Source organism: Acaryochloris sp. 'Moss Beach' (genome assembly GCF_021497025.1).
GTDB lineage: Bacteria > Cyanobacteriota > Cyanobacteriia > Thermosynechococcales > Thermosynechococcaceae > Acaryochloris > Acaryochloris marina_A.
In genome coordinates this window covers 1,200,567-1,216,186 of sequence record NZ_CP071717.1, presented here as the reverse complement: position 1 = coordinate 1,216,186, position 15,620 = coordinate 1,200,567, and the positions used below count along the sequence as shown (strand labels likewise).

Below are 15,620 nucleotides of genomic sequence, written 5' to 3'. Positions count from 1 at the left end.
TGAGATAGCAACATCTATGAACTCACTGATCCAGCGCCAGATTGCCTTTAATCTCAGCAGCAGCAATGCATGGGACGCCTTTGCAGATCATCGGAGTCAAGTAACGTCCCTGCTAAAGCATGGTTCGGACCTGTCTCGTCTGTGTATTTTAGGTGCTGGCAATTGTAATGACCTGGATTTGATGACCCTTATCCAATTCCACCAAGATATTCATCTAGTAGATATTGATATGGATGCCTTAGCACAGGGGGTAGCCAAACAAAATCTTGCGGATCATGCTCATATCCATCTGCACGGTGGTATTGATTTAACCGGGATGATCGAGCAGATGTCCTACTGGTCCCCCAACTCTGCTCTCACAGAGACAGATATTGTTGCTTGTATCGATGCTTCGGCTCACTGCCTTGCGCCACTTCCAGGCCCGTTTGAGGTAGTGGCCTCAACTTGCCTATTGAGTCAGTTGATCAAAATTGTTGTGGATACGATTGGCGAAAACCATCCCCAATTTGTGGAGGTGATTCAAGCGATTCGCTTGGGGCATTTGCGCTTGCTGATGCAACTTATAGTTCTCGGTGGTTTGGGGGTGCTGATTACAGATGTGGTTTCTTCTGATTCCTATCCACCATTGGCCTCTGTTCCCGCCCAAGATCTGAGCCAGGTGCTAGTGCAGCTAGTTCGATAGGGTAATTTCTTTCATGGTGTGAACCCTGCTGCAATCGTCAATCTCTTTCGTCAAGATCCCGTGTTAAGCCAGCAGGTGGCTAGCTTGGACCCTATTGGCCCTTGGCGCTGGAATTTCGGTCCACGTCACTATGCCGTCATTGCCGTGAAGATTCAAAAAAGATGATACTCACCCCTCTTCTGGAATGAGCCGATCATAAACATCTTCTTTGAGAAAGCACGCTGGTTGTCGAGGGATGGTGCAATGCCTCGGATAGCTTTAACCCAGTTCAGCCAAAGCTTGCTGGACGGTTTGCAGTGCTTTATCTACCTCTGCCCCACTCACCACTAGAGGAGGAACGAAGCGGATAACTTTAGGGCCTGCAGGAACGAGTAGTAAACCCGCTGCCATTGCGGCTTTAATCACCTCTATCGATGTGAGTTCAACCTCAGCTTTGAGAACTAGGCCATTAATCAGTCCCCAGCCGCGAACCTCAGCAATCAAGTTGGGATATTGAGACTTAAGCGTATGTAGTCCTGCCCGTAACTGTTCTCCTCGTTGGGCAGAATTTTCTAGCAGATTTTCAGTTTCTAACGTATCGAGAACGGCTAGGGCTGCAGCACATGCAAAGGGATTGCCGCCGAAGGTGCTGGCATGATCTCCTGGCTGTAAAACACTGCAAAATTCTTTGCTGAGCAGGGCACCAATCGGAATGCCACCTGCCAACCCTTTCGCTAGAGTAAAAACATCAGGTTCAATGCCCAAATTTTGATAACCCCAGAGTTTCCCTGTCCGGCCTACACCGACTTGCACCTCATCCAGAATGAGCAAGATGCCAGTTTCATCACAGATCTGGCGTACTCCTTGGAAGTACGCTTGTTGGCCGGGGCGCACACCCCCTTCCCCCTGCAAGGGCTCCAGGAGGATAGCTGCAACTTGGCGTTGGCCCTGATCTAGCGTTGCGATTTTATCCTTGAGGGCTGCTAAATCGTTAAAGGGTACATACTCAAATCCAGGTACCAGGGGATCAAAATTCTTTTGGTACTTCGGCTGTGCTGTTGCAGTAATCGTGGCTAGAGTCCGACCATGGAAACTCGCATCCGCCGTCAAAATCACGGGCTGCTCAATATTGAGAACCGTATGGGCATACTTCCGAGCCAGCTTAATCGCTCCTTCGTTGGCCTCTGCCCCTGAATTACAGAAAAAGGCACGATCAGCACAGGAATGTTGGGTGAGCCAGTGGGCTAGATCTCCCTGGGGGGGGATGTAATACAGATTAGAGACATGATGGAGGGTTTTGATTTGAGCTGTTACTGCTGCCACTAGGGCGGGATGAGCATGGCCCAAGGTGCAGGTGGCAATCCCGGCGACAAAATCTAGATACTCGCGTCCGTCTGTGTCCCAAACGTGACAGCCTTGTCCTCGCTCCAGGGCGATGGGGAAACGACCATAGGTGGTCATTACATCCTGATCAAAGTTGGCAGCACTAAAGGAATGGGCTGATACCGCAGATGGATCTTGAGCAAGGTTCGTGGGGCTCACAAGCACTCCTGCACGGACGAAAGGTTGACTTACATTGTAGAGGCAGACTTTTGTAAATTGCGATCCAATCCAGCTTTGACCCAATTAATGCAGGCTAATTCACTGGCAAAAATCTTAGGGGCGGCAATATTATTCAGCCGGGTGGGTGGGTAATGATCGTAAAAGAACTTGTCTGCGATCGCAGAAATGATCACAAGGTTTTGTTTGTAGATATAGCGCTGCTTGAAGTAGTCCATGGTGGGAATAGCGGACACCTCCGCCTCTAAATGTTCCCGGGCAATATCCAAAATGCCTTCTATGCGGCTGGAGTGAAGGCCCGCTGGATTATTGGTCCGATGCCATTCACTGCGGCTTCCCAGTTCAGACAACAAGCGATAGGCATAGATTGGGGTTTGGGCAATCTCACTATAGATATAAGGAATGATCAAATGTCCGCGATAGACCACGGACTGTTCATACATAAGGCGTCGAGGGGAAATCATCAGGGCGATTATTGGGTAAGGGCTTTCCAGAATTGCTGCATATTGTCCAATAAAGAAGGCTTACGGACATCTTCCGTAGCCATGAGAGGAGCTAGAATCTGACCAATCCGTTCTCCTGAAGGCCGATTCTCCTCTGATGCCAGAAGTTGGTACTCGCTACCTTCTTCTTCCCCCTCGGCCCACCAAACTTGCCAATCAGAGGGATAGGCGCGAATCACGGCCCCTCGTTCTAATGGCAAAAAAAGAATAACAAGAGTCAATATTATTTAGAAATCGCTCTCTTAGGCTCCGACCCGCCATGCCAATCCCGACAATTGAAACATCTTCTAGCTTGGGATTGAACAAAATGCAGACGCGATCTCCGGCCTGACTACAAATTTTCTCCACCTTGCCCACTTCTACGGGGGTAGGTGCAATAAAGACAAAGGCTTCATTCTCGGGTTGAACGGGCTCTAGTAATTCTTCAATCCCTCGCAACTCGTAGGTAATATCTTGCCATTGATGACGAGCTAAAGCGGCTGCCCCGGTATCGGAGAAAAAGACTTTGACGTTCTCCCCTAAATCGGGCAGTTGGCTGAGATATTGCTGGGCCACAGGTAAGGGCTTGAGTTCAGGGATGGCAATATCAATCTTTAGCAGGGTTTTGTGATCTGCGATCGCAGCCTTCGTTGCCTCAATGGCTTGGGATATTGACGTTTCCAAAGAATCGGGAAAGACCATTTGAACTTCTCACCGGAACAATAGACTCAGTTGATCTGAGGGCAATCCTCAAGGCCACAATGCGTCCCTAACTATTCTTACCTATAACTCCCCTCAAACCAAATCTGTCGAGTCAAGTATCGTTCGATTACTGAATCCTTGATATGTTCAGATCATGACCATAGCCTGTTCAAACTTGGCAGATTACCTGTGCAAATTTTAGTGACTGGTCTTCATCGTTCTGGTACTAGTGCGACTTCAAGACTGTTGGCTACCATGACTCATCTCAGCTTGCTGGACGATCCGCAATGGGCGATCTTCCAGCCGCAAATGGCGAAAGCCTATCGGCAGGTCAACCAATATCACCAAGAACTGACGCAATTTGACATCGTCAAATGTCCCCGGATGGGAGAGTGCCTAGATTGCATCCTGGAAGATTTCCCCCAAACTCAAGTTGTGTTCTTGGTTCGCGATCCGAGGGATGTTTACTGCTCCATTGCCGAAGCCCAAAGATCTTCAGACTCAACCGTGACGACGATGGCGGATAATCAGCGCTTTGGCCCCCATGAGTATCTATGGCAGGGTGTCGCCCTAGCCTTTCAAGCTTATGCTCAGCAAGCATTGCAGGCCCTCAACCGTGCCCCAGAACGGCTGACCCTCCTTAACTATGTCGAGATTTACCAGCATCCTCAACAAACCCTGCAAGGGCTTTGTCATCACCTTGGCCTGACGATCCACATACCTAACATCGCCTCCTTAGCGGGGCAACAATTAGGACCGACTCGAAATAAGCGTCAGAGCGATTTATCCATTAAAGGGTCGAATCGATGGCAGCAAGAACTCGATCCTGTAGAGGCAGATGATATTTTCGAGCTGTGTGGAGATGACTTTAAGACCCTGCTTACCCACTGCCGTAAATTCTCATCATGATCTTGGCCTCGACAACCTCAGATCAGGGCTAGCGGAACCTGCCACTCATACCAATTAGCATCTAAGAGTGTAATTCTAATTATTTGCTAAGCCAACTCAGTATTGGGTTTCACGAGTTTGAGAGTTACACCTTCAGGCACAGCTTGGTATCAGTGCAATTCTTGAATTGGGTATTTTCATGAACAAGGGGACAGTCCGAATGGGTTTCTTGCATCGTTTTGCATTTTCAGCCACCAGCATTGTGCTGTTGTCCTTAGGTAGCCCCACCCTTGCCCAATCTCAAGACTTCACCAAAGTTGAGATCAAGACGGTCCCTGTAGAAGAAGGGGTCTATATGTTGCTGGGAGAAGGTGGCAATATTGGGGTGTCTACCGGAGAAGATGGTGTCTTTCTGATCGACGATCAATTTGCCCCTTTAACCGCCAAGATTCAGGCCGCTCTTGATCAAATCACAGATAAACCGGTGCGATTCTTGCTGAATACCCACTGGCATTTTGATCACACAGGCGGTAACGAAAATTTCGGCAAAGCTGGGGTCGTTATTATTGCCCATAACCATGTCCGAGAACGCTTAAAAACCGATCAGTTTCTCAAGGTTTTTGACCGTAAGATTCCTGCTTCTCCCGCCGCTGCCCTTCCGATCATTACCTTTGGCGATACGGTGACTTTTCACCTTAATGGTCAGACGATTCATGCCTTTCATGTCGAACAGGCTCATACGGATGGTGATTCCGTGATTCACTTTCGAGAAGCTAATGTGATTCATGTCGGAGATGTCTATTTCAACGGTATCTATCCTTTTATCGATACGGAACATGGGGGATCTCTCGATGGCATGATTGAGGCCACTGAGCGTATTTTAGCGATCGCAGACCGCGATACCAAGATTATTCCAGGCCATGGTCCCCTCTCTAATCGGGCTGAATTGGTGACCTATCGGCGGATGCTACTGGATGTGCGATCGCGCACCCGTACTGCGATTCAAACAGGCATAACCTTAACCGACTTTATTGCCAGCAAACCCACCGCTGACTACGACAAAACCTGGGGGAAAGGATTTTTACCGCCCCAAAAATTCCTCACCATCGTTTATCAAGACTTAGCTGCAAGGTCGACCCCCTAGCTTGAGATTGACCTCGCAGTCTTTAGAGCCTATAACTCAGCGTAAGATCGTTCAATCAACCTTCGGGCTAAGGTTTGCACCCCTGTATGCTCGTAGTATTTGGCGGAAATATCCAGAAAAGCCCCTAGATAATCAAGCTTGCTTTGGGATCCCTCAATAAATCGAGATAGTCCATCCACAACCCCACCCTGGGTAATTCCCTTATCGGCTACAAACTTGTCCATCCAGCCTTTGCTGGACTCGAAACTCTCGGTCATAAAGGCCAGCTTGCCCTTAGAGTTATCCCCTGGAATGGCATCTTTAACCCCTTTAAAGGTGCGGTTGTTGTCTAAGTCCGATGGCCCCATGCCCTTAATGCTGGACAACACCTTGGTCGAAAATTCCGCTCCTAAAGGAATGACGCCATCAAAGGAAACCAAAGCCGCCATTCGCATGATCGATTCGCCACTATAGTCTCCCAAGGATTTGAGAAAATCCCCCAGACTATCCCCCGGAATACCATTGATATGGCAGAACGCCACAATCTCAGTCACTAATTTGACACTCAGATCAATGGTCTGGGCTTTTTCTGGCTTAGGAGTAATATTTTTCAAAAACCCTAAAAAATGTATCCTGCCCCAGTCGATTGGCGAGGGCAGCGGTTCCCAACATGCCTGATGCCGAGTCTACAGACTGGTACAACCATAGGGCTCGCTGATAGCCCTCTCCCTTGTCATTAAACAAAGTGATTGCCCGCTCACCAATGGCCTGAACCATCGCCGGATCCGTCTCTCCGGTGACGGCTTTGATGGTTTGATCAAAGCCCACTAAGTTGTCCCATTGCCCTGGCACAAACTTATCTAGGGACTTGAGGGCCATCACGGTGATTCCCCCTTTGGGCAGCTTATCCACTAATTCATAAATTTTCTTACTCATGACTGGCTCCTCAATATCTGCCAACACTATTTTGGATAAGGACTTGGTCTACTTTATGTAGTCAAGATGACTCTGGACGCCAACTTAAGCGGCTGGCTGCAGCACTGGGTTAAGTGCGGGGGGCACATTTAGCTTAGGAGCCTGCTTAGTATCAGAACTCTTATTGGCCGTCACTTCTAGTTCAGCTAATCCTTGCAGATCAAACTTCTGCAACCAGTCCACCCGATCTGCTTGGGAAAATGATGTATCTTTCGACAGGACTTTGACCTGGTAGCGACCATTAACTAGCAAGCCGGTCGTGGTTGTGCCCTGATTAACACTGGGATAACCCGCAATCTTGTCTGTCGCTGAGCTGTATTTGGTCACCGCTGCAGGCAAGCTGATGGTGTCATTAATACTGAGGGTGGCCAACGTGGCCCCATCTTTATTTAATTTGTAAGCAGCAAACCCCTTCTTTTCTTGGGCTGGAACAACATCAAAGTCTCCTTCACTCTTGGGAAAAAATTGATTGAATGTGCCACCTTTTTGAGCCTCTTTACTAACAGCTGCAGGCTTTCCAAAACCGGTCGTGTCTTTTTGGACTTGGTCATATTTATCAGGGGTAGATGAACAAGCAGTTACTAGAAATATCAAGCCGACAAGCATAGGAGCAAGTCGTCTCAACCACCGAGTGGGGAGCATTAGAGACCTCCATAAATAAGTAGTGTCGTTAGGATATCTGTTGCATTGTCCAGGAGAAGACCGACAACTTGCTAGGTTGTCTTACGAAAATTAATACCGTGAACAGCCACGAATCCTAGCTTTGAGCGGCTCTTAAGAGTCTTTTTTTCTTGATTTCTAGCTCTAAAGCTATAAAAAATAGGGATTTTAGCTTCTATCTCTTCAAGTAAAGGATGTAGGTTTGATTATTGTTTTGCAGAAATAAAATTATCTCTTATTTCTTTCCTTCGAATCTCATTTTTTGGGGAACAAATTTCCCTAAAAAATGCAACAATAATTATTCAAGCTAATTTTGTTTTAATATTTAGACAAATTAGTTTATAAAGTTTTGTAGAGGATCGATCTGATCCCTTACTTTCCAGCTTGGTCTTTTGATGATCATTGCTGTTCTCGTTCAGTAGCGTTTTGTGTGTCCTAATGAAAACCAAGTGTCTATCAATCGTTAGCCTATTTCTATTGGCTACTACTAGCATTGCTTCCGCTCAAACCAGTGGCTCTGAAGCTCCTGCTGAATTAAGCCCAGCAATCATGAAAGTCCTCTGTAAGCACTTTCCCCTTAACTCTCGGTGTACGGGTGAGGCTGCTCCTGCTGCCGTTGAGGAGACTGCCCCTGCTGAAGCAATGGATTCTGAAGCACCTAGTGCAGAAATGGAAGACTCCTCTGATGCCAGCGCGGCAGAAGGCACCATTGTTGAAGTTGCCAGTGCGAATGACTCCTTCAAAACGTTAGTCGCAGCCATCAAAGCTGCAGAATTAGCAGAAACTCTATCGGGCGAAGGGCCATTTACGGTTTTTGCACCGACTGAAGAAGCTTTTGCAGCTTTGCCTCCTGGAACAGTGGATACTCTACTGAAGCCAGAGAACAAAGAAACGCTGATTAAAATCTTGACTTATCACGTTGTACCGGCGAAGGCAGTCTCAACGGATTTAGAATCTGGAGATGTGACAACAGTTGCGGGTGATCCTGTGAAAGTAACGGTTGAATCCGGTGCAGTCACGGTTAACAACGCCAATGTTGTTCAGGCTGATGTGATGGGTAGCAATGGGGTTATCCACGTGATTGACAAGGTTTTGCTTCCTCCTGATCTCTAAGGTGAGTCCTAGGCTCAATCTCTAAATCTCGAATCAAGTCATTGATGATAAAAAGGCTGGGATCTTCACCCAGCCTTTTTGGTTGAAATTTTCCGGATTGCAAGGTCGAACTGGCGAATATCTGGATCACAATATTTCCCACATTTCCGAGGGTTAAAGTTTGAGTTCCAAAAACTCATAATAATTTTGTATTTGTATCTTTGTAGCTTGCTATAAGATTGTAGCCATAGATGTTTTAGACTGCCCGGAAAATACCTTGTCATTCTCAGCCGACGATTTTGCCAAAGCACTGTCCCAGCACGATTATTCTTTTGAAGTGGGACAAATAGTGCAGGGAAAAACTGTTAATTACGACAGTGATGGTGCCTATATAGATATCGGGGGTAAAGCCACTGCTTTTCTCCCTAGCCAAGAGGCCTCTCTTCGTAAACAATTCTCTCTGGAAGAAATAGTTCCCTTAGAGGAAGAGCGTGAGTTTTTGATCATCAAAGGCCAAGATGCCAATGGTCAAGTAACGTTGTCGATTCGTCGTTTGGAACTGAAGCATCTCTGGACAAAATTATTAGAGTTGCAATCTCAAGATCAAAGTATTCAGGTCACGATTACAGGGGTCAACAAAGGTGGTGTAACTGCTGATGTTGAAGGACTACGGGGATTTATCCCTCGGTCTCACCTGTTAGACCGAGATAATTTAGAGGGACAAATTGGTAGTCAATTGACGGTCACCTTTCTAGAAGTGGATTCCGAACGGAAAAAGCTGGTGTTGTCGAATCGGATGGCCGAACAATCCAGTCGTATTGGCGAATTGGAAATTGGGCAATTGGTTAGTGGTACGGTATCTGACCTCAAGCCGTTTGGTGCCTTTATTAAACTCCAAGGGCTGACCGGTTTACTGCACATCAAAGAAGTGAGTCAGAACTTTGTCCCTAATCTCAGTTCAGTTCTTAAGATTGGGGAACCGATCAAAGCCATTGTTTTGGATCTTGACCCAGGACGGGGGCGAGTGTCTCTATCTACGAAAGTGTTGGAAAATCGCCCAGGAGAAATAGTAGATAGCTTGGAAGAAGTGATGGCAGAGGCCGAAATTAGGGCTAATCGCTATCTTGAAAAAATGCGCCAGCAATAAATTTTCTGTCTGTTCTCCTTGGTCTGGCTGAAACTAGGGCATCCTAGCTAATGTCTTCAGTTGATGCCCCTTTAATCTATGGCTGAGAATATACCGAATGATGCTGGCGGAGCTGCCTATGGACAGGGCTTTACCAGCAGTCATCGCATCCACTCTGTGCTGACGGCTGGGAATGTCGTGACGGTCGCCATTCAGCTTTTTCGAGAAAAAAGCGATGATTACATCACAACCAGTTTACAGTCCTATCTCTGGCTTTTTTTGACAGGTTTGGGAGCCTCCTTCTGTGCAGGTATAGGGTCTGTTATTGGCCAAACGATTGGGTTGTCTAATTGGACAGAACTTGGGATTTTGTCACTACTGTTTACTCTGCCGCTGTTGGCTTTTGGCCGGGGTCGTAAGACGGCTATCGGTGGCGTCCTCTCCCAGCTTGTTTTCAATAAACTGGTCAGCCGTAGTGAAACGAAGGAAGACATTCAAAAAAGGCTCTTCCCCCGGATATGGACATTCTTTCGAGGAGAAGTGCTGTTCTGGTTGGCCTTGGCAGGAATATATTTTGTCTTGGCTTTTATTCTCGGGCTGATCCTGAGAGTCTTTTTTTCGTCTATCCGCGACCCGGATTTTTTTGATTTCTTCACCCTGTCGGAGCAAGATTTTTCTTCGGTTCTACTGACTCTGATTACGGTTATTGTTCTATTCTTATTACTCTATATTGGGCTCTTCTTATTTTTTTAGTTATTTTATCGCTCGGTTGTGGCTATTTGATGTTGTCATTGCCTTCGAAAATGTCTCTGCCCGAGAGGCGATTCGACGGAGCTGGCAACTGACCCAAAGGCAGGGGTGGCAATCTCTATCCGTCGTCATAATCTGTGGATTGCTATTAATCCCTCCTTTCTCGATGAGTATGTTCTTGTCTATTTTTAGTGTCTTCGCAATTTTATTTATTATGATTGCGGCTTTTCCGGTTTATCAAGCAATCAAAGCAGTCATTTATTACGATTTACGCAGTCGTAATGAGGGATTAACGTTTGATCTGGATATTACTGCGACGAATCCTCAGAACCATTTGCGGCGCGTTATGTTGCAAACCCCAGAAAGTATTGAGCTAGATTTAGCATTAGGAGGCATTGGTAGTCGAACCTTGGCCTGGGCCATTGATCAGCTATTGCTATGGGTGGGCATTTGCCTGTTTTGGTACTTTGGCTCGATTTTGTATCTCTCTATCTTGCTCCCCGTTCTGACCAATGCCAGTGCTGCATTTGATCAGGGTGAACTAAACCAATGGATTGAAGCCATTGCTACCTTTTTGACGTTTGCTTTATCCAATTGCTATTTCATCGCCTTTGAAACCTTATGGCAGGGACAAACGCCGGGCAAACGTATCGCCAAAATTCGAGTTGTGCGGGATACGGGGCAGCCGGTTGGTATCAAAGAAAGTAGTATTCGCAGTTTGTTGAATAGTATTGATGTTTTCTTTTTCTTTGTAGGTGTCATTCTGATTACGGTGACCCAATCAGAAAAACGCCTAGGAGATTTAGTGGCGGGTACTTTAGTGGTTCAGGATCAGCAACAGGGTGCTAATGAGACTCAACAACTCTTTGATTTCTCGCCCATTTCATCCCAGCTGGCTACAGAGTTGGTTACAAATCCTCAGCTCAAAACGATAACGCCTGATCAATTTCTGACGCTGCGAGATTTTCTAGGATATCGATCGCAACTGGTATCCCGGATGCGATCGCAAGTCACTACCAAACTTGCCGATCAAATTCGGACCCTTCTGGGGCAAAACAACCAGCCCCTCGCTTTAGGCCTCGATGATTTGGAATTAGTCGAAGCCACCTACTTGGCTTGTCAACAAGCCAACCAGTCCTAGGCGATTCCGCTGCGATCAACCTTAGAAGCCTTACTTTTTACCTTTGCCTCGTTTGACGATCTCTAACTCGGGTAGGCGAAACGTGACAATCTTGGTCCAGTTTCCCCCATCAAAAATAACGGCTGCCTGACCATCTGCAACCCGTTGGACCTGGCCTTCAAATCCAAAATAGGTATCACCCGTATTCACAACGCGAACTGCTGAACCGGGCAAAATCATGGCGCTCATTCGTTTTAGACCTTAACTGCATCACACTAGCTTTTTTATCATAATGGACTAATTCCCCTTCAAGTCGCAGAAGAGCCCGTTAAAATCTGCGTTTTTTCCGGTGATTGGCCACCGATTCTACTAAACCTATGGCAATAAAGTTTGTCAGTAGGGCTGAACGACCATAACTCAGCCAAGGCAAAGGAATCCCCGTCACAGGGGCCAGACCGATGGTCATACTAATGTTCACAAAGACTTGAAAAATAACCATCGACAGCACACCGATGGCGATTAAAGAACCAAAATCGTCTTCAGCATTCAAAGCCACAAAAATCAGGCGGATACATAACAGCCAAATGGCGGCTATCAGAGCTAAACTGCCGACAAAGCCAAATTGCTCCCCCACCGCCGAAAAAATGAAGTCGGTATGTTGCTCGGGGATAAAACTTAACCCCGTCTGCGTTCCTTGATCTAGCCCTCGCCCCCAAAGCTGTCCTGAGCCAATGGCAATCCGAGACTGAATCAGGTGATAGCCTCCCCCCAAGGGATCTTGTTCAGGATCTAGAAACAGAATGATCCGAGCTTTTTGATATTCCTGAAGAAACCCCCACGCGACTCGGCCCAACACGCCAGAGCCTAAATTAATCAACAAGGCGCCCATTCCCCCGATCATCCGGAAGGGAATACTGAGCCAACCGATAAACGCAATCGAAACCAACCAAATAGCCCAAATTATCCATAGCCAATGGGAGGTTGGGGGAATATTGAATAAAATTCCAGAGATTAGCGGTGAAAATAGGAGAACAATCCAACCCAAATTGGCATTGGCCCAATACATCATGCCTAGGGTAATGGCCGCAAACACCAAAGATGTTCCTAGGTCGGGCTGAACCAGTACTAACGCCCAAGGAATAAAAGTAATAGCCAGAATCTGGAGGACTGAAGATAGCTTAGTGGCGGGACGATGGTGGAGTAGGGCAGCTAAAGAGATAATGACTCCAATTTTGGCAAATTCAGACGGTTGAACATTAAAACCGGCCACGGAGATCCATCTTTGAGCTCCCAATTCGCTGGTTCCTATAGCGATAACGGCGACCAACGATAAATTTGTCACCGCATAAATGAGCCAGTGTAAACTCAATAGAATTTGATAGGGCCAAGTGGCAATCGTCATGGCAATAGCCACCCCAATGGCCCCAATCGTCCAATGCTGGAGCCAGTCTGTCCAACCTTGGGTTGCTTGGGTACTCCGAATCAAAATGCCGCCAAAAACCGTTAACCCAATCGCTAACAGCAGTAACCAACGGTCGATATTATCCCAAGGCTGAATCCAGGTTCGCCATGGAAACCATTTGCGCAGAGTTTTATTGATCAGCATGGAAGAATCGAAGCTTAAAGGCTGGATAAAAAAGAGTGGTCTAACAACTTAAGTCAAAGCTGCAACCGAAACCTTCGCCGCAACATCCGTTGCAATCTTCTTGAAAGCTAGGGCAGAGGCAGATGAGCCACTGAGGACAATCGGCTTTCCTTGATCTCCACCTTCGCGCACCGGAATCTCTAGGGGAACACAGCCAATTAAAGGAACACCTAATTCCTGCGCTATCTTTTCACCGCCCCCAGAGCCAAAAATATCGTATTGGGTTTCAGGCCGATCGGGAGGGATAAAGTAACTCATATTTTCTACGACTCCCAATATGGGCACACCCAACTGTTGAAACATTTTTAGTCCCTTGCGGGCATCGAGAAGGGCAACATTTTGGGGGGTACTGACAATCACCACCCCTGCCATTGGCACTGCTTGGGCTAGGGTGAGTTGAGCATCCCCTGTGCCGGGGGGTAAATCGATAATCAGATAGTCTAAGTTTCCCCAATCCACCTGATAGAGAAATTGGCGAATAATGCCGTTCAACATGGGACCCCGCCAAATGACGGGCTGATCTTTGTCGATCAAAAAACCCATGGAAACGAGTTTGATACCCTGTGCGATCGCAGGCTCCATCACATCACCATGAGCCTCTTTGCGGACCTCAACTACAGCATCTTCTAAGCCCAACATAGTAGGCACATTGGGACCATAAATATCGGCATCAATCATGCCAACACTCGCGCCTGACTGGGCCAAGGCCGCGGCAATATTCACGGCAACGGTGCTTTTGCCCACCCCACCTTTACCGCTAGAAACCGCAATAATATTTTTGACCCCAGGCACCCCTGTGCGATCAGGAACACTCTTTTGCTGGGGCGTTTCTGCTGTGACTTCAACTTCTACAGACTCAATGCCCGGTAATGTCTGCACGGCTTTCTTACAGTCGTCAACAATCATCTCGCGCAGTGGGCAAGCAGGAGTGGTCAGGACCAAGGTAAAGGTTGCGATGCCATTCTCAACTTTCACATTGCGGATCATATTCAGATCCACCAGGCTCTTTTGGAGTTCAGGATCTTGAACAGGTTGCAAGACCTCCAAAATTTTTGCGGCTGAAGGGGCTATCGTGTCGGGCATAGTGTTCTTTATCAGAGTGTCTTATCGGTTCTTACTGTATCAACTTTGGAGGAATACCTTCATCCTCAAGAGATGACTGCACCGTCAGTGGCCAGCCGCTAGCAACAGCGTTGCTTCCTCCTTCACCATCAGATTGAATCTGAGCTATGTCAGAAATTTAAGCTTAGAAACGGCTAGGACCCTAAAAGTCAAAGCAAGTATTCTTCCGAGCGGGTAGATAGCCAGAAACAGACTGCAACGTCTCATTCTCTGCTGCTTCTGCTAATCTTTGGGCCACTTTCTCTGCATGTCTCTGCATCATTGACCATACTAAGGGGGATAACCAGCCTCGCATCATCACTGAATAAGAGACACAGGTGCCACAAATGCTGGATTCTACCCGATACACCACTCGTTCCTCAACCCCTGGTAACGCAATAATGCGGAAACTAACGAGTTCCCCTGGATTGACCCGCTCAACAAAAATTCGAAACGGTAAGGGCACCATGCGACTCACCGCCTGATAGATCAAACCGGGCTTTGGCACTAAACCATAAGGAACATTGGTGCTGGTAATTAGAGGATGCCAAGATACATCTGCTAAATCAACCACTTTTCGCCAAATCGAGTCCACGGATGCCGAGCTAATGGTTTCGTAGCTTTTTACCAAGGACCAGCTGGGTTGGCGTCGCTTCCAGACGTTGAACTTAAGCAACCAGTGAGGAGTCAAAACAGCTCTCCTAGGGTGTTGATGAACATGGGATTGGGGGAGTTTTTATCAAAGCTCAATGACCTGAGTTGACCTGAAGACGACGACTCATTCGTCCTAAACTCATCCTATCGGGATCCGAGTTGAGATGCTAGTTCAGTCAATCTATCTAGTAAATGATTAGGAATTAGCTTATCCCCATCCTTATAAAGACAGTTGCGAATTTAACTATTTTCCAAAGAAAATTTAGTCTTTGGTTGAGCCAAAGCCCAGCTGCTCGGCTAGCTTTTGGCTCAATGATATTCCTAGACAATTTTCATTGAATGCTGCTAACGGCCGAAGTCGTGGCAGACAACTTCTCAAATGTTAGCCAAAAGGGGAAAATTTATTAATCGTAACAATCCTAGTTTTCTCTAGATCAGGATGAATTGAACTCCTGGCTGTTGATGGATTGGCAATAAATTGCTTGCCGCCCTAAGTCCTGCAATGTCTGAGTAATACTCTGAAGGCTCAATATTGAGTATTTTTTCTCAGGCCTTCCAAATCTGGTAGTGATTAATATGACTCAGCTTTAACACCGATCAGGATGGTGTTTACATGGCCCAGGTATCAATACCTAAGACAAACCTCAGTTCCTGCTCCAGCTTGAATAGTCAAGATGAAATGGTTATCTGGATATCCCGGATTTGAAGGCTAAATCTAAACCCTTAGCTTGATTGGTCTATGTCTATTGCATTGAGCTGAGCATTTAGCGCTTACTAAGAGTCGTTGACCTTAGCCCATATATATTGGGCCATCGAAGGTGCCATAGGGTTGAAATTTGGTTCGGTTCTGTAAACAAGATGGCGGTTTGAGTATTATTTGTCTGTTGTTCTTATTTTTATAAAAAAATATAAGCATATATAAATTTATTAGCTAAATAACTTCTGATGCCCTTCATAAGGTCTTTTATGTTTCTATAAATCTCAATAAAATCTAAAAAATAATCTTTTAATTGATTTTTTTGAGACTTTAGCGCCTTCCCAATTGTCTGGATATGCTCAATAATTCATACAGAGCTTCAGT

17 protein-coding genes and 1 pseudogene are annotated in these 15,620 nt (G+C 46.6%); 8 read left to right on the top strand and 10 right to left on the bottom strand.

Annotated features, from left to right (window positions below; translation table 11 throughout):
• Positions 1-16: 16 nt before the first annotated feature.
• Both HRE53_RS05575 and HRE53_RS05570 read left to right on the top strand, forming a co-directional pair.
• Positions 17-682 carry a hypothetical protein gene (locus HRE53_RS05575; RefSeq protein WP_235109388.1) on the top strand — a complete coding sequence of 222 codons (666 nt, stop codon included), beginning with the start codon at positions 17-19 and terminating at the stop codon, positions 680-682.
• Positions 683-700: 18 nt separating this feature from the next.
• The gene (locus tag HRE53_RS05570) at positions 701-847 is read left to right on the top strand and encodes a hypothetical protein (protein ID WP_235109387.1); all 147 of its coding nucleotides are present in this window, start codon (positions 701-703) and stop codon (positions 845-847) included.
• Between the two features lie 93 nt (positions 848-940).
• Here the strand turns inward: HRE53_RS05570 and HRE53_RS05565 are convergent, their stop codons facing one another.
• The 4 genes from HRE53_RS05565 to HRE53_RS05555 are packed head-to-tail and all read right to left on the bottom strand — an operon-like array spanning position 941 to position 3,405.
• A complete protein-coding gene (locus tag HRE53_RS05565; RefSeq protein ID WP_255801231.1) occupies positions 941-2,203 on the bottom strand; it encodes an acetylornithine transaminase in 1,263 nt (420 codons plus the stop codon).
• 29 nt (positions 2,204-2,232) lie between these two features.
• Positions 2,233-2,685 (bottom strand): hypothetical protein, encoded by a 453-nt coding sequence (locus HRE53_RS05560; RefSeq protein ID WP_235109385.1) that lies wholly within the window; start codon positions 2,683-2,685, stop codon positions 2,233-2,235.
• A gap of 8 nt (positions 2,686-2,693) precedes the next feature.
• A complete protein-coding gene (locus HRE53_RS34275) occupies positions 2,694-2,903 on the bottom strand; it encodes a DUF1995 family protein (RefSeq protein WP_255801229.1) in 210 nt (69 codons plus the stop codon).
• Positions 2,881-3,405 carry a DUF1995 family protein gene (locus HRE53_RS05555; RefSeq protein WP_255801228.1) on the bottom strand — a complete coding sequence of 175 codons (525 nt, stop codon included), beginning with the start codon at positions 3,403-3,405 and terminating at the stop codon, positions 2,881-2,883. Before HRE53_RS05555 ends, HRE53_RS34275 begins: the two co-directional genes overlap by 23 nt.
• 201 nt (positions 3,406-3,606) lie before the next feature.
• On the opposite strand from HRE53_RS05555, the gene HRE53_RS05550 reads away from it, so the two are divergent.
• Together HRE53_RS05550 and HRE53_RS05545 are read left to right on the top strand one after the other, a co-directional pair.
• Positions 3,607-4,314 (top strand): sulfotransferase, encoded by a 708-nt coding sequence (locus HRE53_RS05550; RefSeq protein WP_235109384.1) that lies wholly within the window; start codon positions 3,607-3,609, stop codon positions 4,312-4,314.
• Between the two features lie 199 nt (positions 4,315-4,513).
• Positions 4,514-5,437, top strand: coding sequence for an MBL fold metallo-hydrolase (locus HRE53_RS05545; RefSeq protein WP_235109383.1), 924 nt, complete (start codon positions 4,514-4,516; stop codon positions 5,435-5,437).
• A 29-nt stretch (positions 5,438-5,466) separates the two neighbouring features.
• Here HRE53_RS05545 and HRE53_RS05540 read toward each other — a convergent pair.
• Together HRE53_RS05540 and HRE53_RS05535 are read right to left on the bottom strand one after the other, a co-directional pair.
• A pseudogene (locus tag HRE53_RS05540) lies at positions 5,467-6,352 on the bottom strand (hypothetical protein).
• An 84-nt stretch (positions 6,353-6,436) separates the two neighbouring features.
• The gene (locus HRE53_RS05535; protein WP_235109381.1) at positions 6,437-7,033 is read right to left on the bottom strand and encodes a hypothetical protein; all 597 of its coding nucleotides are present in this window, start codon (positions 7,031-7,033) and stop codon (positions 6,437-6,439) included.
• Between the two features lie 495 nt (positions 7,034-7,528).
• On the opposite strand from HRE53_RS05535, the gene HRE53_RS05530 reads away from it, so the two are divergent.
• The 4 genes from HRE53_RS05530 to HRE53_RS05515 all read left to right on the top strand — a co-directional run bounded on the left by HRE53_RS05530 (position 7,529) and on the right by HRE53_RS05515 (position 11,160).
• Positions 7,529-8,164: a fasciclin domain-containing protein gene (locus HRE53_RS05530; protein WP_396124522.1), complete on the top strand. Its 636-nt coding sequence runs from the start codon at positions 7,529-7,531 to the stop codon at positions 8,162-8,164.
• A gap of 256 nt (positions 8,165-8,420) precedes the next feature.
• Complete coding sequence (locus tag HRE53_RS05525) at positions 8,421-9,290, top strand: S1 RNA-binding domain-containing protein (protein ID WP_235109380.1); 870 nt, start codon at positions 8,421-8,423, stop codon at positions 9,288-9,290.
• Positions 9,291-9,368: 78 nt separating this feature from the next.
• Positions 9,369-10,022 (top strand): hypothetical protein, encoded by a 654-nt coding sequence (locus HRE53_RS05520; protein WP_235109378.1) that lies wholly within the window; start codon positions 9,369-9,371, stop codon positions 10,020-10,022.
• A gap of 16 nt (positions 10,023-10,038) precedes the next feature.
• Positions 10,039-11,160, top strand: a complete 1,122-nt coding sequence (locus HRE53_RS05515) for an RDD family protein (protein ID WP_235109376.1) — start codon at positions 10,039-10,041, stop codon at positions 11,158-11,160.
• Positions 11,161-11,190: 30 nt separating this feature from the next.
• On the opposite strand, the gene HRE53_RS05510 is transcribed toward HRE53_RS05515, so the two are convergent.
• The 4 genes from HRE53_RS05510 to HRE53_RS05495 all read right to left on the bottom strand — a co-directional run bounded on the left by HRE53_RS05510 (position 11,191) and on the right by HRE53_RS05495 (position 14,576).
• The gene (locus HRE53_RS05510; RefSeq protein ID WP_212666344.1) at positions 11,191-11,379 is read right to left on the bottom strand and encodes an NAD(P)H dehydrogenase subunit NdhS; all 189 of its coding nucleotides are present in this window, start codon (positions 11,377-11,379) and stop codon (positions 11,191-11,193) included.
• An 88-nt stretch (positions 11,380-11,467) separates the two neighbouring features.
• The gene (gene rodA, locus HRE53_RS05505) at positions 11,468-12,745 is read right to left on the bottom strand and encodes a rod shape-determining protein RodA (RefSeq protein ID WP_212662562.1); all 1,278 of its coding nucleotides are present in this window, start codon (positions 12,743-12,745) and stop codon (positions 11,468-11,470) included.
• Positions 12,746-12,793: 48 nt separating this feature from the next.
• The gene (locus tag HRE53_RS05500; RefSeq protein ID WP_212662561.1) at positions 12,794-13,867 is read right to left on the bottom strand and encodes an Mrp/NBP35 family ATP-binding protein; all 1,074 of its coding nucleotides are present in this window, start codon (positions 13,865-13,867) and stop codon (positions 12,794-12,796) included.
• 181 nt (positions 13,868-14,048) lie between these two features.
• Entirely contained in the window at positions 14,049-14,576 is a 528-nt protein-coding gene (locus tag HRE53_RS05495; protein ID WP_235109375.1) for an SRPBCC family protein, read from the bottom strand.
• Positions 14,577-15,620 lie beyond the last annotated feature (1,044 nt).